General features: G+C 52.2%; 25 protein-coding genes and 1 pseudogene. 13 read left to right on the top strand and 13 right to left on the bottom strand.

Annotation, left to right across the window (positions count from 1 at the left end; genetic code table 11):
* Nucleotides 1-7: 7 nt before the first annotated feature.
* The 6 genes from otsA to HV157_RS24555 all read right to left on the bottom strand — a co-directional run bounded on the left by otsA (nucleotide 8) and on the right by HV157_RS24555 (nucleotide 6,831).
* Nucleotides 8-1,432: an alpha,alpha-trehalose-phosphate synthase gene (gene otsA, locus HV157_RS24580; RefSeq protein ID WP_014170680.1), complete on the bottom strand. Its 1,425-nt coding sequence runs from the start codon at nucleotides 1,430-1,432 to the stop codon at nucleotides 8-10.
* Nucleotides 1,407-2,210 (bottom strand): trehalose-phosphatase, encoded by an 804-nt coding sequence (otsB, locus tag HV157_RS24575; protein ID WP_014170681.1) that lies wholly within the window; start codon nucleotides 2,208-2,210, stop codon nucleotides 1,407-1,409. Before otsB ends, otsA begins: the two co-directional genes overlap by 26 nt.
* Before the next feature lie 176 nt (nucleotides 2,211-2,386).
* Nucleotides 2,387-3,367, bottom strand: coding sequence for an arabinose ABC transporter permease AraH (araH, locus tag HV157_RS24570; RefSeq protein ID WP_014884358.1), 981 nt, complete (start codon nucleotides 3,365-3,367; stop codon nucleotides 2,387-2,389).
* A gap of 14 nt (nucleotides 3,368-3,381) precedes the next feature.
* Entirely contained in the window at nucleotides 3,382-4,896 is a 1,515-nt protein-coding gene (araG, locus tag HV157_RS24565) for an L-arabinose ABC transporter ATP-binding protein AraG (protein ID WP_020883372.1), read from the bottom strand.
* A 71-nt stretch (nucleotides 4,897-4,967) separates the two neighbouring features.
* Nucleotides 4,968-5,957 carry an arabinose ABC transporter substrate-binding protein AraF gene (gene araF / locus HV157_RS24560; RefSeq protein ID WP_020883371.1) on the bottom strand — a complete coding sequence of 330 codons (990 nt, stop codon included), beginning with the start codon at nucleotides 5,955-5,957 and terminating at the stop codon, nucleotides 4,968-4,970.
* A gap of 316 nt (nucleotides 5,958-6,273) precedes the next feature.
* Nucleotides 6,274-6,831 (bottom strand): DJ-1 family glyoxalase III, encoded by a 558-nt coding sequence (locus tag HV157_RS24555; protein ID WP_182269089.1) that lies wholly within the window; start codon nucleotides 6,829-6,831, stop codon nucleotides 6,274-6,276.
* Nucleotides 6,832-7,337: 506 nt separating this feature from the next.
* Between HV157_RS24555 and HV157_RS24550 the strand changes: the two genes are divergently transcribed.
* Together HV157_RS24550 and HV157_RS24545 are read left to right on the top strand one after the other, a co-directional pair.
* Nucleotides 7,338-7,841, top strand: coding sequence for a non-heme ferritin-like protein (locus HV157_RS24550; RefSeq protein ID WP_020883369.1), 504 nt, complete (start codon nucleotides 7,338-7,340; stop codon nucleotides 7,839-7,841).
* A gap of 176 nt (nucleotides 7,842-8,017) precedes the next feature.
* Complete coding sequence (locus HV157_RS24545) at nucleotides 8,018-9,361, top strand: anaerobic C4-dicarboxylate transporter (RefSeq protein ID WP_020883368.1); 1,344 nt, start codon at nucleotides 8,018-8,020, stop codon at nucleotides 9,359-9,361.
* A 49-nt stretch (nucleotides 9,362-9,410) separates the two neighbouring features.
* On the opposite strand, the gene HV157_RS24540 is transcribed toward HV157_RS24545, so the two are convergent.
* From HV157_RS24540 to HV157_RS24530, 3 genes are all read right to left on the bottom strand, one after another.
* Nucleotides 9,411-9,662 carry a DUF2766 family protein gene (locus HV157_RS24540; protein ID WP_014170688.1) on the bottom strand — a complete coding sequence of 84 codons (252 nt, stop codon included), beginning with the start codon at nucleotides 9,660-9,662 and terminating at the stop codon, nucleotides 9,411-9,413.
* Nucleotides 9,663-9,771: 109 nt separating this feature from the next.
* On the bottom strand, nucleotides 9,772-9,855 hold the full coding sequence (gene azuC, locus HV157_RS24535) for a stress response protein AzuC (RefSeq protein ID WP_014832437.1): 84 nt from the start codon (nucleotides 9,853-9,855) through the stop codon (nucleotides 9,772-9,774).
* 150 nt (nucleotides 9,856-10,005) lie between these two features.
* Nucleotides 10,006-10,644: an RpiB/LacA/LacB family sugar-phosphate isomerase gene (locus tag HV157_RS24530; RefSeq protein ID WP_020883367.1), complete on the bottom strand. Its 639-nt coding sequence runs from the start codon at nucleotides 10,642-10,644 to the stop codon at nucleotides 10,006-10,008.
* Nucleotides 10,645-10,891: 247 nt separating this feature from the next.
* Here HV157_RS24530 and HV157_RS24525 point away from each other — a divergent pair, with 247 nt between their 5' ends.
* The 3 genes from HV157_RS24525 (at nucleotide 10,892) to ftnA (ending at nucleotide 14,187) form a co-directional block, all read left to right on the top strand.
* Entirely contained in the window at nucleotides 10,892-13,045 is a 2,154-nt protein-coding gene (locus tag HV157_RS24525) for an HD domain-containing phosphohydrolase (protein WP_241189964.1), read from the top strand.
* Nucleotides 13,046-13,148: 103 nt separating this feature from the next.
* Nucleotides 13,149-13,487 (top strand): YecR family lipoprotein, encoded by a 339-nt coding sequence (gene yecR, locus HV157_RS24520; protein WP_086463542.1) that lies wholly within the window; start codon nucleotides 13,149-13,151, stop codon nucleotides 13,485-13,487.
* A gap of 202 nt (nucleotides 13,488-13,689) precedes the next feature.
* Nucleotides 13,690-14,187 carry a non-heme ferritin gene (gene ftnA, locus HV157_RS24515; RefSeq protein WP_014170693.1) on the top strand — a complete coding sequence of 166 codons (498 nt, stop codon included), beginning with the start codon at nucleotides 13,690-13,692 and terminating at the stop codon, nucleotides 14,185-14,187.
* A gap of 53 nt (nucleotides 14,188-14,240) precedes the next feature.
* Here the strand turns inward: ftnA and HV157_RS24510 are convergent, their stop codons facing one another.
* Nucleotides 14,241-14,582: a hypothetical protein gene (locus HV157_RS24510; RefSeq protein WP_032678445.1), complete on the bottom strand. Its 342-nt coding sequence runs from the start codon at nucleotides 14,580-14,582 to the stop codon at nucleotides 14,241-14,243.
* 307 nt (nucleotides 14,583-14,889) lie between these two features.
* Between HV157_RS24510 and tyrP the strand changes: the two genes are divergently transcribed.
* Nucleotides 14,890-16,041, top strand: a complete 1,152-nt coding sequence (tyrP, locus tag HV157_RS24505) for a tyrosine transporter TyrP (protein ID WP_233100362.1) — start codon at nucleotides 14,890-14,892, stop codon at nucleotides 16,039-16,041.
* A 31-nt stretch (nucleotides 16,042-16,072) separates the two neighbouring features.
* Here the strand turns inward: tyrP and HV157_RS24500 are convergent, their stop codons facing one another.
* The gene (locus HV157_RS24500; RefSeq protein ID WP_020883362.1) at nucleotides 16,073-16,741 is read right to left on the bottom strand and encodes a YecA family protein; all 669 of its coding nucleotides are present in this window, start codon (nucleotides 16,739-16,741) and stop codon (nucleotides 16,073-16,075) included.
* A 425-nt stretch (nucleotides 16,742-17,166) separates the two neighbouring features.
* On the opposite strand from HV157_RS24500, the gene HV157_RS24495 reads away from it, so the two are divergent.
* The 5 genes from HV157_RS24495 to HV157_RS24475 all read left to right on the top strand — a co-directional run bounded on the left by HV157_RS24495 (nucleotide 17,167) and on the right by HV157_RS24475 (nucleotide 22,174).
* Nucleotides 17,167-18,288, top strand: coding sequence for a branched-chain amino acid ABC transporter substrate-binding protein (locus HV157_RS24495; RefSeq protein WP_020883361.1), 1,122 nt, complete (start codon nucleotides 17,167-17,169; stop codon nucleotides 18,286-18,288).
* Between the two features lie 100 nt (nucleotides 18,289-18,388).
* Nucleotides 18,389-19,303 (top strand): branched-chain amino acid ABC transporter permease, encoded by a 915-nt coding sequence (locus tag HV157_RS24490; RefSeq protein WP_025203827.1) that lies wholly within the window; start codon nucleotides 18,389-18,391, stop codon nucleotides 19,301-19,303.
* An 11-nt stretch (nucleotides 19,304-19,314) separates the two neighbouring features.
* On the top strand, nucleotides 19,315-20,589 hold the full coding sequence (gene livM, locus HV157_RS24485; protein ID WP_020883360.1) for a high-affinity branched-chain amino acid ABC transporter permease LivM: 1,275 nt from the start codon (nucleotides 19,315-19,317) through the stop codon (nucleotides 20,587-20,589).
* The gene (locus HV157_RS24480; protein WP_182269087.1) at nucleotides 20,586-21,461 is read left to right on the top strand and encodes an ATP-binding cassette domain-containing protein; all 876 of its coding nucleotides are present in this window, start codon (nucleotides 20,586-20,588) and stop codon (nucleotides 21,459-21,461) included. The genes livM and HV157_RS24480 overlap by 4 nt, the downstream gene beginning before the upstream one ends.
* Nucleotides 21,458-22,174: an ABC transporter ATP-binding protein gene (locus tag HV157_RS24475; protein WP_138013977.1), complete on the top strand. Its 717-nt coding sequence runs from the start codon at nucleotides 21,458-21,460 to the stop codon at nucleotides 22,172-22,174. Before HV157_RS24480 ends, HV157_RS24475 begins: the two co-directional genes overlap by 4 nt.
* Before the next feature lie 103 nt (nucleotides 22,175-22,277).
* Here HV157_RS24475 and cspF read toward each other — a convergent pair whose 3' ends face one another.
* Nucleotides 22,278-22,490 (bottom strand): cold shock-like protein CspF, encoded by a 213-nt coding sequence (cspF, locus tag HV157_RS24470; protein WP_025203826.1) that lies wholly within the window; start codon nucleotides 22,488-22,490, stop codon nucleotides 22,278-22,280.
* Nucleotides 22,491-22,775: 285 nt separating this feature from the next.
* Between cspF and HV157_RS24465 the strand changes: the two genes are divergently transcribed.
* A complete protein-coding gene (locus tag HV157_RS24465; protein ID WP_014170702.1) occupies nucleotides 22,776-22,994 on the top strand; it encodes a cold shock domain-containing protein in 219 nt (72 codons plus the stop codon).
* Nucleotides 22,995-23,291: 297 nt separating this feature from the next.
* Here HV157_RS24465 and HV157_RS26105 read toward each other — a convergent pair whose 3' ends face one another.
* Nucleotides 23,292-23,456 carry a YnfU family zinc-binding protein gene (locus HV157_RS26105; RefSeq protein WP_214579409.1) on the bottom strand — a complete coding sequence of 55 codons (165 nt, stop codon included), beginning with the start codon at nucleotides 23,454-23,456 and terminating at the stop codon, nucleotides 23,292-23,294.
* A gap of 131 nt (nucleotides 23,457-23,587) precedes the next feature.
* On the opposite strand from HV157_RS26105, the pseudogene HV157_RS26360 reads away from it, so the two are divergent.
* Nucleotides 23,588-23,731, top strand: a pseudogene (locus HV157_RS26360) (cold-shock protein); the annotation flags it as partial.
* Nucleotides 23,732-23,769: the final 38 nt, after the last annotated feature.

Raw genomic sequence — 23,769 nt, 5'->3', positions numbered from 1 at the left:
AGGAAAATCAGGCGAGTTTAGGGAATGTCGCGATCTTTTTTTGCAGGTGGCCTTCATTACTCTGCGGGGCAATATCACGAAGATCGCGAATAAAACGCGCCTGCCAGTGGTTAATATCGTTCTTACGGATCGTTTCCATCATCTCGGCATGGCGGGAAATACGCTCCGTGAGCGGCATCGTCAGCGCACGGTTGAGGGCATTCGCCACGTCGTCACGATCGTAAGGGTTGACGATAAGCGCAGACGTCAATTCATTGGCGGCCCCGGCAAACTGGGAAAGCACCAGCACACCCGGATCGGCGGGGTCCTGGGCGGCGACGTACTCTTTCGCGACCAGGTTCATCCCGTCCCGCAATGGCGTAACCAGCCCGACATCCGCATAGCGGAACACTTTCATCAGGATCTTACGGTCAAAGTGTTGATTGAGATAAAAGAGCGGCGTCCAGCCCAACTGACCGTAGCGGCCATTAATGCGCCCTGCTTCCGTCTCCAGCTGGTGACGAATATCCTGATAAGCCTGCACTTCACCGCGCGAGGTGGGCGCTATCTGCGTATAGCGGATTTTACCGTGATGCTGCGGATACTTCTCCAGCAGCGTTTCATACGCCAGGAAACGTTCCGGCAGCCCTTTAGAATAATCAAGACGCTCCACCGAGAAAATATTCTTCACGTGCTTGAGTTCATTCTTAAGCTGCGCCAGTTTGGGCGGCAGCGGACCGGAAGCCTGCTCGGCAATCTCTTCAGGTTCAATACCGATGGGATACACTTCAGTGTGGAATGTCTTGCCCCAGGCCGTATGGGTTTTCCCCCCTTTGGTCACCACTCGCGTTTTGCCGGACACAGAATCAAGGAACGCAAGTCGGTCATTCTCGGTCTGGAAGCCCAGCAGATCGTAGTCACACAGCGCATCCAGCAACTCTTCATGCGGCGGCAGCGCGGTAAAGATTTCCGGCGTCGGGAACGGAATATGCAGGAAAAAACCAATCCGGTTATTCACTCCCCTTTTACGCAACTCTCTGGCGAAAGGCAGCAGGTGATAATCGTGGATCCATAAAATATCGTCTTCCTCGATTAAAGGCAGCAGTTTATCCGCCAGCAGCGAATTTACCCGCGTGTAGCCTTCAAAGGACTCGCGCTGGAATTTGACCAGATCCAGACGATAGTGAAACGCTGGCCACAGCACAGCATTGGAGAACTGCGAGTAATACTCGTCATAATCTTTTTCGTTTAACGCAAACGACGCCCACGTAATATTTCCGCGCGTCACTTTCTTGAGCGGTTTCTGTTCTTCACTGATTTCACCATTCCAGCCAAACCACAGCCCACCGGCGGCTTTTAAGGCACCTAATACCCCAACCGCCAGGCCACCTGCACTGGATTTTTTATCATCAGGCGGTGCAATTCGGTTAGAGACGACGACTAAGCGACCCATAATGGTTTCCCCCTTTGTTTTGCGCTATTTGTTGTTGTTGCTGGTTAGCGATGTCAGATATCCACTGCCAGACGCTGGCGACATCCGCCAGACGCCATTCGGCGACAGTCTCACCAGGCCCGACCTTGATGGCGATCCCTCCGGCCTGATTCACCACACGAAACCCTGCCTCATCGGTCAGGTCATCCCCAATAAAAACGGGCGTCCTGCCGTTAAAAGGCGGTGTCGCCATAAACGCAGCAATCGCCGCGCCTTTATTGATCCCTTTAGGTTTAAGCTCCACCACGCATTTACCCGGCTGCAGCGCCAGCTCCGGATGTGCATTTGCTATAGCGGTCGCAAGCGCAAGCACAGCCGCTTCGTGCTGCGGCGCCTGGCGATAATGCAGGGCAAAGGCCATCCCTTTGGCTTCAAGCTCCGTACCGGGCAGTTCTGCCAGCGCAGACGAGAGTTGTACCTGTAGCGCCTGGATTAATGCGTCGGGGAGTGAAACGATATGCGTTTGATCATGGATGTCGCGGCGCTCCGCTCCGTGTACACCGGCCAGCGGAAAGCGATAAGGCCTGGCAAGCTGGTCCAGTTCGGCCATCGAGCGCCCTGATATCAATGCCACTGCTCCCTCAGTCATCTGCGAGAGCTGATGCAACTTCTGAAGAACCGTGGCGGGGATCGCCACCAGGTCAGGATGCGGCTTTATCTCGGCGAGCGTACCGTCGAGATCAAAAAAGAAAGCATAGTGTCCGGGCAGTACAGGCGGTGCAGTTAACAAGTCAGCCACCCTATTCCTCCTTACGGTTTACGAGAGGTAAACGCCTTTACCTCTTTCATAGCCATGTAAGTATAGACAGTGTGACGTCGCTCGCCATTTGACAACCGCCCCGCCAGCAAAACTGGCGAGGCGGTTCGGGGGTCAGCTAAGGTTATTAGTTGAGCAATATAAAGATAGGAAAAACCTCAGACGGTACGCTTCGCTTTTTGCTTGTAACGGTCGAATATCACCGCTGCCAGCAGGATCAGCCCACGAACGACGTACTGAGAGAATGGCGAAATATTAAGCAGGTTCATGGCGTTCTCTACCGTCCCCAGGATCAGAATACCGGCCACCACATATGAGATTTTTCCGATGCCGCCTTTCAGGGAAACGCCCCCCAGAACACAGGCTGAAATGACGATCAGCTCATAACCGATAGAGGTCATTGGCTGGCCACTGGTCATTCGCGATGCCAGAATAATCCCTGCGGCTGCAGAGACCAGCCCGGAGAGAACAAAGATAATAATCTTGGTACGCACAACCGGCACACCGGCCAGACGTGCGGCTTCTTCATTGCCCCCGATAGCCAGGGTATTACGGCCAAACGTGGTCCGGTTGAGCAGGAACCCGAACAGGATAAGACAGGCCACGGTCAGCCAGATTGGCGCTGGCAGCCCCAGCCAGTTAGCGTAACCGAGGGTAAAGAAGCGCTCGTCTTCAATCCCCACCGCTTTACCGTCAGAAATGATATAGGCAAGACCTCGCACAATTTGCATGGTCGCAAGCGTTGTGATCAGGGCGTTAATCTTCAGACGAGCAATGACAAAGCCGTTCACCAGACCGCTGAGCACGCCCAGTAACAGACCCGCCAGCACACCAATCCACAGGCTCTCCGTCATGTTGATTACCACAGCCGTGGTGACACCGGCACAGGCAATAACCGAGGCCACCGACAGGTCAAAATCGCCCGAGGCCAGACAGAACAGCATACCGCAGGCCACCATGCCGGACATGGAAATGGCCAGCCCCAGCCCTTTCATATTAATAAAGGTGGCAAAATTAGGAACGAAGATCGCACAGGCGACAAACAGGGCGGCAAAGACCACCAGCATGCCGTACTGATCCCAGATTCGGCCAAAACTGAACGCCGACTTTGGCGCTCCGGATGTAGTAACAGAGGACATCATTAACTCCTTACTCAGGCGACAGCCTGGCTGACTTTAGGCATGGCGAGATTCAACGCCTGTTGTTCATTCGCCTGTTCATGAAGCAATTCACCGGCAATTTCACCTTCACGCATGACGACAATGCGATCGGCGACGCCAAGCACTTCAGGCAGATCGCTGGAGGCGAAGAGCACCGCCACGCCGCGTTTTGCCAGTTCATAGATCACGTTATAAATCTCGTGTTTTGCCCCCACATCGATACCGCGCGTCGGTTCGTCCAGTAAAATGACCTTCATATCCTCCGACAGCCAGCGGCCCAGAATGGCCTTCTGCTGGTTGCCCCCGGAAAGATTCATGATCAGCTGTTCCGGTCCCGGCGTTTTGATATTGAGTGAACGAATGTGGTGATCGGCATTGCTCGATTCCCAGCTATCGTTGATCAGGCATCCTGCGCGGATAAATTTGCGACGGGCGGAGATATTGATGTTGTCACGCACCGAATGCACCGGAATAATCCCCTCCGCTTTGCGATCTTCCGGGCAGAGCATCATGCCTGCCTTAATCGCGTGGGCGGGCTTCTGAATATCCACCGCTGCGCCGTCAATAGACACCACGCCTTCGGTAATGCGCGTGCCGCCGAACAGCCCTTTCATTAATTCGCTACGCCCTGCACCCACCAGGCCGAACAGCCCGACGATTTCACCGCTGCGTACCGATAACGAAACCGGCATGCGTACTCCCGGCGCTTTTACATTATCCAGTCGCAGGCGTTCAGGGCCGTACTCACGTGGTTTCCAGTGGTAAATGTCCCCCAGATCGCGTCCGACCATCGCCTGGACAAGCTGGTCATGGTTCACCTGCGCCATATCGCTAAAGGTGCGCACATAGCGGCCATCTTTAAACACGGTGATGGCGTCGCTCAGGGCAAATATCTCTTCCATACGGTGCGAAACATACAAAATCGTGCGGCCTTCCTGGCGCAACTCCCGGATCACGCGGAACAGGTTTTCGATTTCACGTGCGGAAAGCGAACTGGTGGGTTCATCAAAGGCAATAATTCTGGCGTTACGCGCCAGAGCCTTGGCAATTTCAACCATCTGCCACTGGCCGATGGAGAGGTATTTCAGCGGCGTCTGAGGATCGACGTCCAGCCCAAGATGTTTAAGCTGCAGCCCTGCTTCATAATTAAGTAGCGAACGATTAACCACGCCGCTTTTGTGCGGGAGCTGTCCTAAATAGATGTTCTCGGCCACGGTCATCTCTGGGATCAGGTGCAGTTCCTGATAGATAATGGCCACCCCGGCATTAAGCGCCGCCGTGGTATCAGCGAAAGCCACCTCTTCGCCACGAATGGCCAATGTGCCGGTCGTAGGGGAATAGTTACCGCTGAGGATTTTCAACAGCGTGGATTTTCCCGCGCCGTTTTCACCCATCAGGGCATGAACCTGGCCGGCATAGCAGTCGAAACTGATATCGGTCAGCGCGTTAACACCGGGGAACGTTTTCCCGATGCCGCGAAATGAGAGATACGGATCAGACTGTCGCATAACGTCTCCGTGATTCCTGTAGTGTGTACGTCTGGCCCCTCATGGTGAATGAGGGGCGCAATCACAGCGTATTACTTACCGCCCAGTCCTTTTTTCGCCAGTTCCTCTTTGAAGTTGTCGCGGGTGATCAGCACCACGTCGGTCACTTCAGTAAATTTCGGCGGTTCAGCCCCTTTGGTCACCCAGTTGTAGAGCATTTCACTGGATTTGTAGCCGTGTACGTCCGGGCTTGGCAGCAGAGAGCCATAGAAGCCGGTCGCCTGCGCTTTGGACAGTTCGCTGACGGCGTCAACGCCGTTGATGCCGATACCGATAACATCGGGAGCTTTGAAGCCCTGACCTTCTGTCGCACGCACGCCACCCAGCACGGTGTTGTCGTTCATACCGACCACCAGCCAGTGTTTAACTTCCGGGTGTTGAACCAGCATTGAGTTCGCGGCGTCGAACGCGCCGGGGATATCGTTGGATTTGGTAGGAACTTTATAGATCTGTTTTTCCGGGAAGCCGGCGGCTTTCAGAGCGTCCATGGAACCGGTAGTACGACGACGTGCAGTATCCAGCTCATCAGCCGTGATGGCCATGACGCCCGTCTCTTTTACATCCCAGCCGCGCTTTTGCATCTCTTTATAGAGTTCCTGACCCTGGCGCTCACCAATTTTGGTCGCGGCCATCATTACCAGCGGCACGGTGTCCATTGGCTTGCCTTTGGCATTGACGAACTGATCGTCAACGGCAATAACCTTCATGTCGTAACCGCGCGCTTTAGCCGCAATTGCCGACCCCAGTTTTGGATCGGGTGTACAGATAACGAAACCTTTCGCACCGCTGGCCGCCAGGCTGTCGATGGCGTTCAGGGTTTTTTCACCGTCAGGCACGGCGATTTTAATGACGTCAAAACCTAAATCTTTTCCGGCTTTATCGGCGAATTTCCACTCAGTCTGGAACCACGGCTCTTCTGGCTGTTTTACCAAAAAACCGAGTTTTAAATTCTCTGCGATAGCGGATTGTGACATAACAGCAGCCAGACCAACGGCCGCCAGCGCTTTAGTAAATTTGTGCATGGTAAACTCCAGCTTTAGCATTCTTTTCTGTAGGGAATATTTGCGTGCTTCTTATTTAATCGGACTTAAAACAAGGCATTAGCGCTTACCTCGTCATAAGCGTTATTGCTGGTGATAGTTTTAGCGGGAAATTAATCATCCATAAGAGAGCGCCATCACACCGCAGAATTACAGTAATTGCGTACATAAATTCAGCGGAAAATGACATAAAAACGGCAGGAATTGTCGGACAAATGAAACGGGGTTAAGCAGAATTATCCATAAGATCAGCTAAGAAGTCCCTGAGCGCCGGACGCTCTAGCATCCGGCGGGAAATTTACCAGGCGTAATAGATGTGGTCAGCGTGATCGCGAACGGGCGTTTCGTCACCCAACAGTCGAGCAGCAAGGGCCAGCGCAAAGTCAAACGCATGACCAAGACCTTTGCCGCTGAGCAGGTTTTTATCCTGGACGACCGGTGCATCCACATATTCACCGTCTTTTACCGTCTCCCATAAATCCCCGGAGCAGACGTAGCGACGCCCCCGAAGCAGCCCATTTCCCCCCAGCACGCGCGCCGCTGCTGAACAAATAGGGCAAATCAGTTTTCCGCGCGCGTCATGTGCAGAAATAAAACGGATAACCTGCGGATCCGCGGCCAGATTTGCGCTGCCCTGCGGTCCCCCGGGTAGAACAATCGCATCGTAAAGCGAATCGCTGCGTTCTGATAAGATGCTGTCTGCCACCATGGGAATGTTATGGTAACTGATCACTGCACGCGACTGCGCGCAGGCCAGAGTTTCCACGTCGAAGTTCAGCCGGCGCAAAATATCAATGGTGATAATCGCCTCTGCTTCCTCAAAACCGGGTGCCAACAGCACCGCAACCTTTGCCATCATAGACCTCAATGATTGAAACAAGATAAAACAGTGTTTCATTTTTACACAATCATTAAGAACAATCTTGCACAGCGATCACACACTCGCCTTTTTGCGATAAATTGATTTAGCGCAATTTTATTCCTCAAAATATATCCTGATTGATTGATCTGTTTTTCACATCGTCACAGAAGATTCTGTTGCCTTAATATTTTCACTCTTGAAAAAACGAGGCAAACAATACACAAACACATAAAAATCAATTAGTTATTAATGTGTTAATTTATATCCACCTGTTTTCATTTCTGTACTATATTAAATTTTGTAATGTATGGTAAACACAGCCTAATTAAGAGTTTTCTTAGACATAATACAAGGGTATGCTTATTTATATCGAACACAGGAAGTGAATATTCGATCGACTTTTGTCGCCGCAGAAATGCCATTTCTGCATTCCATTAGATGTGCCTGCCGGGTCAGGTTAGCCGCGGACATCACGTCCCACAGTCAATAAGGATATGAGTATGACTACCCAAACGATGATGCAAAAACTCAATGCCCAGTTGAACCTCGAGTTCTATGCCTCGAATCTGCACCTGCATATCAGCTCGTGGTGTTCCGAAAACAGTCTCAATGGCTCTGCCACTTTTTTTCGCAGCCAGGCGCAAAGCAACGTCACCCATATGATGCGTGTTTTTAACTTCATGAAAGCCGCAGGGGCGAACCCAACCGTAAAAGCGCTTGATACGATCGACGATAACTACTCTTCTCTGGAAGAATTGTTTGAGAAAACACTGGAACAGTACGAACAGCGTTGCAGCACGCTTAACAAGCTGGCCGATGAAGCCAGAGCACAACACGACACCAAAACCCTTAAATTCTTACGCGATATGGATAAAGCGCAACAGCAGGACGGCATGCTGCTCAAAACGCTGGCGGACGAAATCCATAACGCGCAGCAGGCGGGTTTATGTCCGGAACAAACCGACCGTCATCTGCTTGACCTTGTGACGGTACAGCACCACTGATCATTTTTCCTGCTCCCTGCCAGGCGCGCTTTTCGGCCTACCGGGAGCAGGTTCCCCTTCTCGTCGCCAACCTTCTGCTTTTGCTCAGATTTAACAAATCAGATCTCGCTCTCAACGATTAACCACACAACATGTAATGATTTATTTAATTACATTATCATTGACGAGGGAGCATCATGATCACCATTGAGTTTATTGTCATCCTCCTCTGCCTGCTGACAGGTACGCGTTTCGGCGGCATGGGGCTTGGGTTGATAAGCGGTATTGGCCTTTTTATTTTATGTTTTGTCTTTGGTCTGCAACCCGGCAAACCGCCGGTTGACGTGATGCTGACCATTCTCGCCGTCATTGGATGTGCCGCAACGCTTCAGACCGCAGGCGGCCTGAACGTCATGATGCAATTTGCTGAGCGCCTGCTGCGCAAACATCCTCAACACATCACGCTTCTCGCCCCTTTTACCACCTGGATGCTGACCTTTCTCTGCGGGACCGGACACGTGGTGTACACCATGTTTCCCATCATTGCGGATATCGCCCTGAAAAAAGGGATCCGCCCGGAACGCCCAATGGCCGTGGCATCAGTGGCATCGCAGATGGCAATTACGGCCTCGCCGGTCTCCGTGGCCGTTGTGTCACTGGTCTCCATTCTGGGCGCGCAGCATGGGCTCGGCCACGCGTGGGGAATACTGGAAATTCTCGCCGTCTCGGTTCCTGCCTCACTGTTCGGTGTGGCGATTGCTGCGCTGTGGAGTTTGCGTCGTGGGAAAGCGTTAGCGGACGATAAGGAGTTTCAGGAAAAGCTCAAAGATCCGAAGCAGCGTGAATTCATCTACGGCGGGACGGAAACGTTAATGAATCAACGTTTTCCAAAACAGGCCTACTGGTCCACGTGGATTTTCTTCGCCGGCATTGCCGTGGTTGTCCTGCTGGGGGCATTCCCTGACCTGCGCCCTGCATTTGAGATAAAAGGAAAAATGACGGCGTTGTCGATGAACCTTGTCATCCAGATGATGATGTTAATTGCCGGTGCCGTAATGCTGATGGCCTGCAAGGTCAATGCGTCTGCCATTTCTAACGGCGCGGTGTTTAAGGCGGGTATGGTCGCGATCTTCTCGGTGTTCGGGGTGGCGTGGATGAGCGATACCTTTTTCCAGGCGCATCTTGATGAGTTAAAGCTGGCGCTGGAAGGCGTGGTGAAAAGCCATCCGTGGACCTACGCGATTGTGCTGTTCTTGGTATCAAAGCTGGTGAACAGCCAGGCGGCAGCCCTGACGGCCGTTGCGCCTATGGGGCTGATGCTGGGAATCGACCCGAAAATGCTGATCGCCTTTTTCCCGGCCTCTTACGGCTATTTTGTCCTGCCGACCTACCCAAGCGATTTAGCCTGCATCGGCTTTGACCGTTCGGGCACAACCCGCATCGGCAAATTTATCATTAACCACAGCTTTATTCTGCCGGGATTAATTGGCGTTAGCTGCGCGTGTGCGGCGAGCTATCTGCTGGTACAGACGTTCTTTTAAGGTGAGCGAAGGGCGACAAACGGTCGCCCTTTTTAGCGTCAGGCGGGCTTTAGTGAGACTCGCCCTGCGGCGTGAATCGCAGTTCAATCAGCGCGATGGCTTTCTGAATAGCGCGAAGCGTGACCGGGTCAGCCGCAGCGGGATGGCTGTTGAAATCGATATTTTTCAGCTGCGTGGACATCTTCTCGCGCACTTCAACCGGCGCAATAACGTCCAGGACATCAAGGATTTGTTTGATAACTAACTGACAGGCGACAACGTCAGACACCAGCTCCTGATCGGCGCTCAGGTTTTGTGACATGGGGCTTTCTCCTTATTTAAAGGCCGCCATAGTAACAAAACGCAGGCCCATTCATCTCCCTCTCGTCGCTTACGGGCACAAAAAAACCCGCCGAAGCAGGTTTTTTTCATCAGAACATTGCGCCTGGTGGCACGTCTTTAAAAGTGTTGCAGTAGTTAGCCCACATACTTTTCAGGATTTTGCGAAGTTTCATCAGGTAGCTCCATTAACTTGTTATACAACTTTATCGTCAATGTGCTTATAATATGACCATCGTCACAAAAATCAATATTTTTGTGACGCGCATCACAATTTTATTCTTCGTGCCAAACCTGAAAAGTGGGGCTCACGGCACCTGAAAGCGTCAGCCTACGATCCCGCGAACAAAAGCTTCAATCTCTTTGTCCTGGCAATTCTCAAAGAAGCACTGCTGGAAACGTTGACCCGAAACGGCCGTCTTCACCAGCTCGGGATCGATTGCGCGCAGCGTATCCAGATAGTTTTCTTTCACGACCGCCGCTTTAACCTGGTTCAGAATACCGGCGTTACGCACCTGCGGCTCTTTGCGCTCGGGCGGATAACCTTCACCGTTTCGACCCGTGAACGCTTTTTCAAAGATAAACCGAACGTTCAGTTCAGCCCCCCAACCGAAGCCTTTGGCAAACGGCAGGGAGAGCGCGTTACCGTTGTTGATCTGAGCAAACAGGAACGCATCCGCAGGATCAATGCAATAGCCGCAGATAACACCCGGGTGGATGTTCAGCGACATCAATGCTCCCTGCCCCGTACCGCAGCCGGTCACAACAAAATCAACGGCTTTCGCATTCAGTAAAATGCTCGCCATAATCCCCAGATGGATATAGGTCAGGTGATGGTCATTCTCGTCGCTCATGCCCACGTTATAAACCGGGAACCCTTTTTCATCGGCTACCGTTTTCAACTCTTTCAGTATCACCGGGTTTTTCGCGGCCTGGCTGTTTTCCATCATCAGTGCAATTTTCATTTCATCTCTCCTGAATGCGTGGCGGGAGATCCCGCTATGGATACCTTTACCTGTTCACCCTACTATCAAACAAACAACCTTTCAAATTAAATGAAAGGTTGTTTTAAAAAACAAAGACGGGTTCACAATTTAGCGAGAATGAGACCGTACGCCAAACGTGCATTAAAAAGTTAAAGCAAACCTGTTGCCGCTTCAGCCCGTTAGCTAGACTGCAAAAGTACACGCTAAAACCGTATGGGGTTGACCTGTGAATCAGCGCTGCCGGATGCTTCGCTCCCTCTTTCTACTCGCGTTGACGGGTCTGTTGCTTGTTTGCCCCCCTGCCCGGGCAGAAGAGCCTGTACCGGTCTGGATCTTTGATGCTAACAACTTCGAATCCTGGCGCACACCGCAAGGAGAGTGGCAGGGTTTTTATCCTGAACTGATTAAGGCCATCAATAAACAGGCGGGTACGCAGCTGCAGCTGCGGCCGCTCTCCGGTGCCGATATTAGCCAGCGTTTTGCACAAAATGAGTATGGCGTGTATGCCGGGGTATTGCGCACGGAGAAGCGAGCCAGAACCAAAATTCTCTCAGCACGTTTGTTTGATAACGACGTGGTGGCCGCCAGTCCATCGATGACGGTGACAACCGCCGGACAGCTCAGCCATGCCCGGGTGCTGTTCCGTAAAGACGACGCGACGCTCGACAGCGTGCAACAACGTTATCCCGACCTTAAATTTCGTTCTCTGCGCCTCGTCGCCACCAGCGACGAGGCTTTTCGCTTACTGAGCGACAACCAGGCTGATTTCTATATTAATGACGCTCCGGAGATGGAAAATACCCAGCGCTATTATCTGGTCTCCCGGCCCTTTCCTGAGCTACGCATTCCTGTCGTCCTCGCCTTCAGCCCTGACCTGCTTCCCCTGCGGGATAAAATCAATGCGCTGATTGGCACCTGGTATCGCAACGGCGAAATCAACACGATGCTGGAGGAGAGCAAGCGCAATTACCTGCTAAGCCGTATCACCCTGTCAGAGGAGGAGCGAACCTGGATCGCGCATAACCGCCTGCAGATTAACCTGCCCAAAAACGAGAATTTTGCCCCACTTATCTGGCGGGACAGCAAGGGCTACCACGGCACAGCCATTGATATGATTAACGACATGCGCGATTTACTGGGCATGAAGGTTGATGTCAATTTTATCGATCACTATTCGAGTCTTCCGCGACAGCAGTGGGCGGTTCGATTGATTGATATCGTTGATCGAAGCGACAGTGCGCATGCACAGGGCCGTATCGGCCCCGACATCGCCTGGCACAACGCCTATTACAATCGCAGCAGTCAGCCCTTCTTGTGGAACGAAGAGAGTATTCGCAGCCAGCGCGTCGGCGTACTCGACGGTTCGTTTGCCGCAGCCTATTTACGCCAGCGTTTTGGCAGCGATGTGATCATCGTGACCCGGCCAACCATTGACGGTCTTATCGACGCGATTGAGAACGATGAGATTGACTATATTCTGGGCGACCTCAGTTCGCTGGAGTCCACGCTTCGCGGCAACGAACTGTTTCGCGGGGTGCTGAAAGTCGCGGGGGTCACCCGCTCTGAATTTATTATTGGCCCGTGGGTGGACCCGCAGCATCCGCTCTTTCATCTGCTGACTCAGGTTCATCGCCTGTCAGAATACCGCACACAAATAGAACGTCAGGATGAGCAGAGTTACTTACCCGATTTTTCTAAAAACACGCTGAAGATTATCAGCGTGATTTTGCTGATCGTGGCCCTGTTCAGCATCGGTATGCTGATCATGATGCGTCGCCATTTACGCCAGAACCGGATGGTTAACCGCAATATGGTGCAGGCGCTGGAGAAGGTAAACCGCGCGCACGATGACGAGACCGGCAGCCATATTCAGCGCGTCGCCCGATATTGCGGCTTAATGGCGCGTGAGCTTGGGCTTTCGCGCAAAATGACCCGTGAGATAGAACATTTTGCCTCACTTCACGATGTCGGAAAAATTGCCGTGCCGGAGCGTATTCTGCGTAAGCAAGGCCCGCTGACCCAGGACGAGTTTGCCGAGATGAAACTTCATACCGTGAAAGGGTGGCGGATTATTCAGGGCTTAGAGCTGGGCGCAGTTGCGGAGAATATTATCCATTTCCATCATGAAAAATGGGATGGCAGCGGATATCCGCAGGGGCTACGGGGAGAACAGATCCCGCTGGAAGCCCGCATACTGGCGCTGGCCGATGTGTATGATGCCCTGAGGCAAAAGCGGGTCTATAAGCCGGGATTCACTCACGAGCAAGCCTGCAAAATCATTCTGGAGGGTGACGGCCGCCATTTTGACCCGCAGCTTATTGCGCTGTTTCGCCTGCATCATCTTAAGTTTAAAACCATTTTTGACAGCCTGGCCGACTAAACGGCCCGTCGCAAAGAGAAAGCGCAGATTGCCCGGCTATTCCTCGCATTGCGACTCACATCTGCAGGTACGATAACGTATTTCCACTCACTCAGAGCGAACCATGAAAAGAGTCTTCGTCGCCGGTACGATCCTGCTGCTGGCGGGCTGTAACATTAATCGCCAGGCTGAGGTCAGCGCCCTGGACGCGCCAAACGGCATCGTCCGCCTCGACTACGGGCAAGCAATGCTGCAAAACGCCTATTCCGATGAGTATGTTAATAACGGCACCGCAGCTAAAGCGTGTCAGAGCATGGGGTATGCCACCGCCTCTGCCTATGGCCAGCCCATTAAAACCTGCACCCTGACCAGCGGCTCTCTGTGTCTCAATGAGAGCGTGACGATCCAGTATAAATGCATGGGCTTTGCCGTAAACCCTAAAGCAAATAACCCGTGGTATTAATCTGTGCTGCCAGTATTGACTGGCAGTGTATTTCATTACGAACAAAAACAATTCTCATTAATAAAATATAAAATCGGCAATGCGTTTTATTCCCATTCGTATTTTAAATAAAGAAATAATTATTTTACGTTTTGCAAATAATTAAATAACAAATTATAGTGTCGCTCATTGTGAACCAGAATTAATAACCCGGAGCGTCACCATGCTGAAAACTGAAATGATCGACAAGCTCAATGCGCAAATGAACCTTGAGCTTTTTTCATCCCTTCTCTACCAGCAGATGAGCGCCTGGTGCAGCTACCACAGTTTTGAAGGCGCTGCCGCCTTCCTGCGCCGCCACGCGCAGGAAGAGATGACCCACATGCAGCGTCTGTTTGATTATCTGACTGACACGGGCAGCCTGCCGCGCATCGATAACGTTGCGTCCCCGTTTGCCGAGTATAATTCGCTTGATGAGCTCTTCCGTGCGACCTATGAGCACGAGCAGCTGATTACGCAAAAAATTAACGAACTGGTTCATGCGGCAATGATCGGCCAGGATTATCCGACCTTTAATTTCCTGCAGTGGTACGTGGCAGAGCAACACGAAGAAGAGAAACTGTTTAAATCCGTGCTGGATAAATTGTCTCTGGTGGGGAAAACAGGCGAAGGTCTTTACTTTATCGATAAAGAACTTTCTACCCTCGATACACAGAAATAATATTGCTGCGGTGCTGTTTTCAGCGCCGCACTTTTTATTCTCCGCGCACAGATTTACATACACCCCGCACAGCTTGTACACCGCCAGTCCTGCGCATTGACCGCCTGGTAAAAATACCGGTAGTTAGCCGTCTCCAGCGGAATACCGGCGTCAAAAAAAACATCTGTCAGCCAGTCTACGTTTTCGATGATCCACTCATCTTCTTTTAGCCCCTGCGCAAAGGTGTCGTCCTCAGGATCGATGATCGAATAAATGGCCCAGGTGCCCATATCCTTTTCACGACGCGATTCAGGAAGCTGCAGGGCCTGGTTCTGCCAGCTGATTATCCAGTGACCATGGCACAGTAAATTACCGCCCCGGCTCCACGCCGCGGTAAAGGGATTATTTCCCGCCATCTGCCCTCACTTTATTTTAAAACTTATAGTTATTGTTTAAATTACGCCTGATTTTTCGGCAAAAATAGTGCCCTTACGAAGTAGGTATCCCCTCCCAAAGGGGCAGGTGCGGGGAAATTACTTAAAGTCGAAAATTATCGTAAATAATTCATTACACCTACTGTAACGGTCATTTGACGAAGCGGGGCTTTTCCCTTACTCTGCGCCGCAGAATTTGTCGCGATTACGAATCGTTGTAGAGGAATGCGTGAAAAACAGAACCCTGGGAAGTATTTTTATCGTCGCCGGAACGACGATTGGCGCAGGAATGCTGGCGATGCCTCTGGCTGCCGCAGGCGTTGGATTTGGAATGACACTGCTGCTGCTTGGCACACTCTGGGCGTTGATGTGCTACACCGCCCTGCTGTTGCTTGAGGTTTATCAGCATGTGCCCGCGGATACCGGCCTGGGTTCTCTTGCGGCACGCTACCTGGGACGCTATGGCCAGTGGATAACCGGCTTTAGCATGATGTTCCTGATGTACGCCCTGACCGCGGCCTATATCAGCGGCGCCGGCGAGTTAATCGCCTCCAGCGTTAACGACTGGTTCGACGCTGATATCACGCCGTCAACGGGCGTTATCTTCTTTGCGCTTATTGGCGGGGGGGTGATCTGTGTGGGGACTTCGCTGGTCGATCTGTTTAACCGTTTTCTGTTCAGCGCCAAAATACTGTTCCTGATTGTGATGCTGGTTCTGCTGGCACCGCATGTTCACAAGGTTAATCTGCTGACGCTGCCGCTGGAAAAAGGGCTGGCGCTGTCCGCGATCCCGGTTATTTTCACCTCGTTTGGCTTCCACGGTAGCGTGCCCAGCATCGTGAGCTATATGAACGGCGATATCCGCAAGCTACGCCGCGTCTTTATGGTGGGGAGCGCCATCCCGCTGATTGCCTATATTTTCTGGCAACTGGTGACGCTGGGGAGCATTGACGCGTCGACCTTTACCGGGCTGATGGCGGAACACGCTGGCCTGAACGGCTTTCTGCTGGCACTGCGTGAGGTTGTCACCTCCCCGCACGTTGAGCTGGCGGTCCATCTGTTTGCCGACCTGGCGCTGGCCACCTCATTCCTGGGCGTGGCGCTCGGCCTGTTTGATTACCTGGCCGATCTGTTCCAGCGTCGTAATACTGCCGCAGGACGCTTACAGACGGGGGCAGTCACCTTCCTGCCTCCTCTGGCGTTCGCGCTGTTTTACCCGCGTGGGTTCGTGATGGCGCTGGGGTATGCAGGTGTGGCGTTATCCGTGCTGGCCCTGCTGCTCCCTTCCCTGCTGGCCTGGAAGAGCCGCCAGCAGCATCCTCAGCAAGGGTACCGCGTCATGGGCGGCAAACCGCTGCTGTGCATGGTGTTTGCCTGCGGAGTGATGATTATTCTGGTGCAGTGTTTGATAGCCGCAGGGATGCTACCGGAAGTGGGTTAACAAAAAAGGGGCTGAAATCAGCCCCTTTTTATTAGTGCAAACAGCAGCTCTTAAACTTCTTCCCGCTGCCGCACGGACACGGATCGTTACGCCCGACCTTTGTGCCGTTAACAATCGGTTTTTTTGCTTCCGGCTGCTGTGGGTTGTCCACCCAGTAATTGTACAAACGCAATGCCGCAGGCTGAATGCTCTCAATGCTGGCTTTATATTCGTCTTCGCTCAGCTCATCCAGCTTTTCGCTGTTCTCGTCTGTACCGTGCAGCGCAATCGCATCAAGATCGGCCTTCAGCGCTTCCGGTAAGGCTGACCAGTCCGTCAGCGCCACACCGCGCATATAGCCATAACACCACTCTTCAACAACGGTATAGCTCTCACCGTCGACATCGTTGTAACCAAACATCGGCTCAAACTGGTCCGGGTATTCGCTCAGGCGCTCAGCAATGTCGTTCATATGCTTAAAGCAGAGATCGATAAAACGGTGCATTTCACGATCGTTTTTCCAGCGCGGAATGTATTTCTCGCCACCCCACACGGCCACCAGCCAGGTATCTGGCTCAACGACAACAGGGCCGGAAAGGACTGCGGTAAGCATGCCGTCCAGTTCAGACACGTCAATCACGGACGCATCGTCATGACCGTAAGACATTAATGTCTCTTCAAGCCACGCCATTTCGCTTTCATTCAATGGGCCTTCAGTCATCGCTGACACTCCTGATAAAAAAGGAAAAGATCCTGACACATATCTCACGGCTTTCCTATCTGAAGTTTAGGTCTTTATTGCTGCAAAAACGTGCAAATCGTGACCATTGCACAACTTATGGGCTTTGTTGTTAACGATATGTGATCTCCGCTGTAATTTCATCGCGTCCCACAAGGTGCCATATCACCGCACTCTATACTCAAACATGTCACAACCCGCTCAATGGGTTAACCATTCTGGCAACGATTTTGCTTAATGTTCTTCGCGCGAACCTGCGCAGGGAAACCTCGCCGTATTACGCAGGCGTTGTCTGGATCTTGTTCGTTTAGTGCATTTTGTTCTTGCTCGTGTTTTTGGATTGGCTGCGCCGTCGGCGTCCGGGTTTACGCCGTGGTGCAAAAACCTCTTTGCTAAGGAACATAATAATGTCGCTGAAATTTATCAGAACTCCCCTTTCTCTCGTGCTGGCCGGTTGTCTGGTGACGGCATTTTCTGCGCATGCAGATATTGTCATTGGTGTGGCCGGGCCGTTTACCGGTCCAAACGCCACCTATGGCGATCAGTACTGGCACGGTGCAACGCAGGCCGCTGAAGACATTAACGCCGCAGGCGGCATTAACGGCGAGAAGATTAAGCTGGTTCAGGGGGATGATGCCTGCGAGCCGAAACAAGCCGTGGCCGTCGCCAACCGCCTGGTCGACCAGGATAAAGTCAACGCGGTGGTCGGCCATTTCTGCTCTTCTTCCACAATGCCCGCCTCCGAGGTGTACAGCGACGCGGGGATCCTTGCCATTACCCCCGGCTCAACCAACCCGCTCATTACCGAACGAGGCATGACCGATATGTTCCGCATGTGTGGTCGCGATGACCAGCAGGGCCAGGTCGCCAGCGATTTCATTATCGATAAGCTGAAAGCCAAACGTGTGGTCATCATCCATGACAAAGACACCTACGGTCAGGGGCTGGCAGACGCCACCAAAGCTGCGCTGGCGAAGCGCGGGGTTCAGGATGTGATGTATGAGGGCTTATCCCGTGGTGAGAAAGACTTTAACGCGCTGGTGACAAAAATCGGCGCGCAAAAGCCGGATGTGGTGTTCTTCGGCGGTTGTCACCCTGAAGCCGGCCCGCTGGTTCGCCAGATGCGTGAACAGGGCGTGCAGGCGAAATTCTTCTCCGGCGACTGTATCGTCAACGAAGAGATGGTGACCGCGGCGGGTGGGCCACAATATACCAAGGGGATTTATATGACCTTTGGTAAGGACCCGCGTCTGATCCCGGATGGGAAAGCGGTCATTGAGAAATTCCGCGCCGGAAAATTCGAGCCTGAAGGTTACACCCTCTACTCTTATGCCTCCGTTCAGGCCATTGCTGCGGCCTTCAAGGCCACGGGCGGTAAAGACTCGGCCAAAGCCAGCGAATGGCTGAAAGCCAATGCCGTCGACACGGTTATGGGCAAAAAAGCCTGGGACAGCAAAGGCGATCTGAAAGTGTCTGACTACGTGGTGTATCAGTGGGACGATAACGGAAAATATAAGGAAGTTCAGTAACGGGACGGAGTCACGCTCAACGCCGGCAGGTTCGCCTGTCGGCGCGTAATAAACATCAGGCTGCGCGTGCCGCGCAGCTTAAAATAACGAGCGCGCTATGATGAGTACATTCTTCCTGCAACAGTTAATAAATGGCTTAACGCTGGGCTCCGTGTATGGATTAATCGCCATCGGCTACACCATGGTGTATGGCATCATTGGTATGATTAATTTCGCCCACGGCGAAGTCTATATGATCTCCGCCTACCTCTGCGCCATTGGCCTGGCGCTGCTCTCCTTCTTCGGCCTGCAGTCGTTCCCGTTGCTTATCCTCGGTACGCTGATCTTCACGATTGTGGTGACCGGTGTTTACGGCTGGACTATCGAGCGCATTGCCTATAAGCCGCTACGCAACTCTACCCGTCTGGCACCACTTATCTCCGCCATCGGGATGTCACTGATTTTGCAAAACTACGCGCAGCTGAGCCAGGGGCCGCGTCAGCAAGGGGTGCCCACGATGCTGGATGGCGTACTTCGCCTGCATATCGGTGAGGGGTTCGTTCAGATAACCTACACCAAAGTGTTTATTCTGGTTGCCTCGTTCGCCGGCATGCTGTTGCTGACATGGATAATCAACAATACCCGGCTTGGACGGATGTGCCGTGCGGTGCAGCAGGACCGCAAAATGGCCTCCATTCTGGGCATTAACACCGACAGAATCATTTCGCTGGTCTTTGTCATTGGCGCGGCGATGGCCGGTCTGGCGGGTGTGCTCATCACCATGAATTACGGCACCTTCGATTTCTACGTCGGATTTGTCATTGGCATCAAGGCGTTTACCGCAGCGGTGCTCGGCGGGATTGGCTCCCTGCCCGGTGCGATGCTCGGCGGGTTGATTCTGGGCGTCGCCGAGGCGCAATTTTCCGGCATGGTGAACTCAGATTATAAAGATGTGTTCTCGTTTGGCTTGCTGGTCTTGATCCTGATTTTTCGTCCTCAGGGTCTGCTTGGCCGCCCGATTGTCGCCAAAGTGTGAAGGAGAATACGATGACCTCTCACGGCTTTTCGCTTAAGCGCTGCATTCTGGACGCCATTTTTTCCGGGCTGATTGCGTTAATAATTTTTGGCCCGATTGCCGGCGTGGTGCTGGACGGATACAGCTTTAATTTCGCCGGACAGCGGCTCGCATGGATAGTCGGCATCGTGATGCTGGGCCGTTTTCTGCTGAGCGCTTTTTTAGGCACCGCTCCGGGTGCACGTTTCCAGGCACGTTTTGAAGCCGACAGCGCGGGGGTTTATGTCCGGCCGCCGGAATACAAAAGCCGCATGCGCTGGATAATCCCGTTGATTATCGCCCTTGCGATCTGCTTTCCCTTTGTTGCTACCAAGTACGTGCTCACCGTCGCCATTCTTGGGCTTATCTACGTGCTTCTGGGTCTCGGGCTGAATATTGTGGTCGGTCTGGCCGGGCTTCTGGATCTCGGTTATGTCGCTTTTTATGCCATCGGCGCTTACGGGCTGGCGCTGGGGTATCAGTATCTGGGATTAGGATTCTGGAGCATGCTGCCGCTGGCGGCGATTATGGCTGCCGCGGCCGGCGCCCTGCTCGGCTTTCCGGTGCTGCGCATGCACGGTGATTACCTGGCGATCGTCACGCTTGGCTTTGGGGAGATTATTCGCCTGATCCTCAACAACTGGCTAACCTTCACCGGTGGCCCGAACGGCGTTTCTGCCCCACCTCCCACCTTTTTCGGACTGGAGTTTGGCCGCCGTGCCAAAGAAGGAGGCGTGCCCTTTCACGAATTTTTCCATCTGACCTACAACCCGAACATGAAGTTTATCTTTATCTACACGGTGCTGTTCCTGGTGGTGATGCTGGTGCTGTATATCAAGCATCGTCTGACGCGGATGCCGATTGGTCGGGCATGGGAAGCCCTGCGGGAAGATGAAATCGCCTGTCGCTCAATGGGATTAAATCATGTGCTGGTCAAGCTCTCGGCCTTTACGCTGGGTGCGTCGACTGCCGGCATCGCCGGGGTGTTTTTTGCCACTTATCAGGGCTTTGTCAACCCGACATCGTTTACCTTTTTTGAATCGGCGCTGATCCTGGCGATTGTGGTGCTCGGCGGTATGGGCTCAACGCTTGGCGTGGTGCTGGCAGCGTTTGTGCTCACGGTGACGCCGGAGCTGCTGCGCAGTTTTGCCGAGTACCGGGTTTTACTGTTTGGCATGCTGATGGTGGTGATGATGATCTGGCGTCCACGCGGGTTGATCCGCATTAACCGCAGCGGGTTTGCCGTGCGTAAGGGCGTAGCGCCATGAACGGAACGATATTAAGCGTTGAACATCTTATGATGCATTTCGGCGGGATCAAGGCGTTAAACGACGTCAACCTGGACGTGCAGCGCGGTTCAATTACTGCGCTTATTGGCCCAAACGGCGCGGGAAAAACCACCGTCTTCAACTGCCTGACCGGTTTCTATAAGGCTTCCGGCGGCAATATTTTCTTCAATACGCGTAATAAGACGACCAATGTCATTCAGATCCTCGGGCAAAAATTCCAGCCAGGAGACTGGATCCACCCTGCGCAGTTTGGGCAACGCCTGTTCTACAAAATGTTCGGCGGCACTCACCTGGTGAACCGCGCCGGACTTGCGCGCACCTTTCAAAATATTCGTCTTTTTCGCGAGATGTCGGTCGTGGAAAACCTGCTCGTGGCCCAGCACACGCGCGTCAATCGCAACCTGCTGGCTGGCGTATTCAATACGCCAGCGTACCGACGGGCGGAAAACGACGCGCTGGACAGGGCCTTTTACTGGCTGGAGGTGGTCGATCTTGTGGAGTGTGCCAACCGCCTGGCGGGCGAGATGTCGTACGGTCAACAACGGCGCCTGGAGATCGCGCGGGCCATGTGCACCGGCCCGGAAATGATCTGTCTGGATGAACCCGCCGCCGGGCTGAACCCGGTAGAGACACATAAGCTGAGTAACATTATTCGTTTTCTGCGCGACAACCACGGCATAACGGTATTACTGATTGAGCACGACATGGGGATGGTGATGGAAATATCGGACGACATTATTGTGCTCGACCATGGCGATGTGATTGCCCGGGGGAAACCTGAGCAGATCCAGCATAACGAAAAGGTGATTGCCGCCTATCTGGGCACCGATGAAAGCGAGGTCACTCTATGAATGAGCCGCTGCTGGCATTTCGCGAGGTGAATGTGTTCTATGGCGTGATTCAGGCGCTGAAGCAGGTATCCCTCGAAGTGCATAAAGGGGAAACGGTGGCGCTTATCGGCGCGAATGGCGCGGGTAAATCGACATTGCTGATGTCTATTTTTGGCCAACCGCGTATTCGTAACGGGCAGATCCTGTTTTGCGGCGAAGACATCAGCCATAAATCTACCCACTATGTGGCCTCCGGCGGCATAGCGCAGGCACCCGAGGGGCGGCGTATTTTTCCGGATATGACGGTTGAAGAGAACCTGCTGATGGGGACCATTCCTGTCGGCAATCAATTTGCCGCCGACGATATGCAGAGCATGTTTGAGCTGTTCCCTCGCCTCAAAGAACGCCGTAAACAGCGAGCCATGACCATGTCCGGCGGAGAACAGCAAATGCTTGCCATCGCCCGCGCGCTAATGAGCCGCCCTAAACTGCTACTGCTGGATGAACCCAGCCTGGGTCTGGCGCCCATAGTGGTTAAGCAGATCTTCCAGACGCTGCGCGAGCTGGCTCGCAACGGCATGACCATTTTTCTGGTAGAGCAAAATGCGCATCATGCTCTGAAGCTTTCTGACCGTGGCTACGTCATGGTCAACGGGCAAATTCGCCTCAGCGGCAGCGGCGAGGAGTTGCTGGGAAACCAGGAGGTAAGAAAAGCTTATTTAGGCGGAGTGTAATTCATACGCGTGTCATACGCATGTCGCGCATTAATGTAAATATATGTCAGGCGATACGACGCGGGTGATTCAATTTACCGCTATTAACATCTTCGCTGATTATTTATGAAAGATAGACATTTGCGGCCATCGGTCCGCTGAGTCCGTTGATACGACAGAACTCAACGCGAATCCCGGGAAGGAGCGTTTCTTTTTCGTTGTTATTAAAGGCTGAAATGTGGAGAAAAACGTCCTTTCGACCATCTGAAGGGATGATTAGGCCTTTACCACTGTGCATATCAAAACTTTTGACAATTCCTGTCATTTTACGAGACAAATAAGATCCTCTTAGAAAACATGCATTAACTATACACACAAATTAATTTTAAGCTAATGCAGCGTGACACTTTTTATGTGAGCCTTCCGGAAGGCTAAAATAAAAATTGCTAATTCTCCCTCCTCATGCATTAATGAAGTCGTTGGTTTAATCCACACACGAGCGTAAAAAATTTTACCCGGCAGTCCTCATAACCAGGCGCTATCGCTGATATCCCCTCCTTTTGAGTCCATACGTTTAATATTATACGTTTCTTAGCATTTCAAATACTCACAAGGAGTCTGCATGTCTTCAAGAATTATAGGTTTGGTTAAGTGGTTTAACGAAGATAAAGGTTTCGGTTTTATCTCTCCTGTCGATGGCAGCAAAGATGTGTTTGTGCACTTTTCTGCTCTGCAGGGCGATGATTTTAAAACTCTCTTTGAAGGCCAGAAGGTCGAATTTGCTATCCAGAGTGGCGAAAAAGGCCCTGCTGCTGCAAGCGTAATACTTTGCGATAGATAAAGTTATCACGGACCCGCGATCACGATGATGGATTTTTCCTGAGTAGACGGGTCCTGGATTAGAAGGCTTTTTCTGAGCAACAGGTCAGCATATTTTTCTCGTAGAAAGAGTGTGCTGACCGATGTGATGAAGTGCAGGTCTGCTGCACGAAGAGTCTTAAAGCAGAAGCGAGCTGCTTGTAAAATATCAAAGTGCGTAAGAGGTCAGGCAACCTCCAAAAGCATCACTTCTTCAATGTTGCTTTGCCAAATGAGATCGTCTGTAAAGACGCAAATTCATCATCTGGCAAATGCATTTTTAGAATTTTTGAGCGGTTTTGAAAAGAGTGCTGCAGTGTGGGCAGACAAGTTGAGCCCCTTTTTGTACACGGCTGAAACTATGCTCAGAGTCTTTTGAACAGTTTGGACATGGACATTTTACTAAGTAATTGCGACGGAATTGTGTATTTTTACGTCCTGACATAGGCATCTCCTGATTTAAACGACTGTCACCATACACGTTCACGAAGATGATTGCTTGCTTTTATTTCCGAATGATTGCAAAAACCAAAGAAAGTACAAATGCAACGTTTTTTCGAAAATTAAATACCGCTAATGTTAAAAAAGGTAAATGATATCAACTTAAATATTCACTTCAGATGCCCATGTTGTCATGGCTCCCAATACAGAACGTCGATTTTTGATGTGTCTGAAAAAAATCCGTATGGCGCTAAATGCATTTTCTGCAAATCGACGATGACATTCGCAGACAGACCTGACAGCCAGACAAAAATTTT

This window comes from Enterobacter sp. RHBSTW-00318 (genome assembly GCF_014101375.1).
Taxonomy (GTDB): Bacteria; Pseudomonadota; Gammaproteobacteria; order Enterobacterales; family Enterobacteriaceae; genus Enterobacter; species Enterobacter ludwigii.
The sequence above is the reverse complement of the archived record's forward strand: the minus strand, read 5'-3'. Positions and strand labels throughout refer to the sequence as shown.

Coding starts and splice junctions, on each gene's coding strand:
- HV157_RS24465 (WP_014170702.1), top strand. CDS start 22,776: ATGTCTTCAAGAATTATAGGTTTGGTTAAGTGGTTTAACGAAGATAAA.
- HV157_RS24540 (WP_014170688.1), bottom strand. CDS start 9,662: ATGTCACAAAACCTGAGCGCCGATCAGGAGCTGGTGTCTGACGTTGTC.
- HV157_RS24555 (WP_182269089.1), bottom strand. CDS start 6,831: ATGGCAAAGGTTGCGGTGCTGTTGGCACCCGGTTTTGAGGAAGCAGAG.
- HV157_RS24545 (WP_020883368.1), top strand. CDS start 8,018: ATGATCACCATTGAGTTTATTGTCATCCTCCTCTGCCTGCTGACAGGT.
- otsA (WP_014170680.1), bottom strand. CDS start 1,432: ATGGGTCGCTTAGTCGTCGTCTCTAACCGAATTGCACCGCCTGATGAT.
- HV157_RS24500 (WP_020883362.1), bottom strand. CDS start 16,741: ATGACTGAAGGCCCATTGAATGAAAGCGAAATGGCGTGGCTTGAAGAG.
- HV157_RS24495 (WP_020883361.1), top strand. CDS start 17,167: ATGTCGCTGAAATTTATCAGAACTCCCCTTTCTCTCGTGCTGGCCGGT.
- HV157_RS24475 (WP_138013977.1), top strand. CDS start 21,458: ATGAATGAGCCGCTGCTGGCATTTCGCGAGGTGAATGTGTTCTATGGC.
- azuC (WP_014832437.1), bottom strand. CDS start 9,855: ATGAAACTTCGCAAAATCCTGAAAAGTATGTGGGCTAACTACTGCAAC.
- livM (WP_020883360.1), top strand. CDS start 19,315: ATGACCTCTCACGGCTTTTCGCTTAAGCGCTGCATTCTGGACGCCATT.
- araF (WP_020883371.1), bottom strand. CDS start 5,957: ATGCACAAATTTACTAAAGCGCTGGCGGCCGTTGGTCTGGCTGCTGTT.
- HV157_RS24480 (WP_182269087.1), top strand. CDS start 20,586: ATGAACGGAACGATATTAAGCGTTGAACATCTTATGATGCATTTCGGC.
- HV157_RS24550 (WP_020883369.1), top strand. CDS start 7,338: ATGACTACCCAAACGATGATGCAAAAACTCAATGCCCAGTTGAACCTC.
- araH (WP_014884358.1), bottom strand. CDS start 3,367: ATGTCCTCTGTTACTACATCCGGAGCGCCAAAGTCGGCGTTCAGTTTT.
- HV157_RS24510 (WP_032678445.1), bottom strand. CDS start 14,582: ATGGCGGGAAATAATCCCTTTACCGCGGCGTGGAGCCGGGGCGGTAAT.
- araG (WP_020883372.1), bottom strand. CDS start 4,896: ATGCGACAGTCTGATCCGTATCTCTCATTTCGCGGCATCGGGAAAACG.
- yecR (WP_086463542.1), top strand. CDS start 13,149: ATGAAAAGAGTCTTCGTCGCCGGTACGATCCTGCTGCTGGCGGGCTGT.
- HV157_RS24530 (WP_020883367.1), bottom strand. CDS start 10,644: ATGAAAATTGCACTGATGATGGAAAACAGCCAGGCCGCGAAAAACCCG.
- HV157_RS24490 (WP_025203827.1), top strand. CDS start 18,389: ATGAGTACATTCTTCCTGCAACAGTTAATAAATGGCTTAACGCTGGGC.
- tyrP (WP_233100362.1), top strand. CDS start 14,890: ATGCTGGCGATGCCTCTGGCTGCCGCAGGCGTTGGATTTGGAATGACA.
- HV157_RS26105 (WP_214579409.1), bottom strand. CDS start 23,456: ATGTCAGGACGTAAAAATACACAATTCCGTCGCAATTACTTAGTAAAA.
- ftnA (WP_014170693.1), top strand. CDS start 13,690: ATGCTGAAAACTGAAATGATCGACAAGCTCAATGCGCAAATGAACCTT.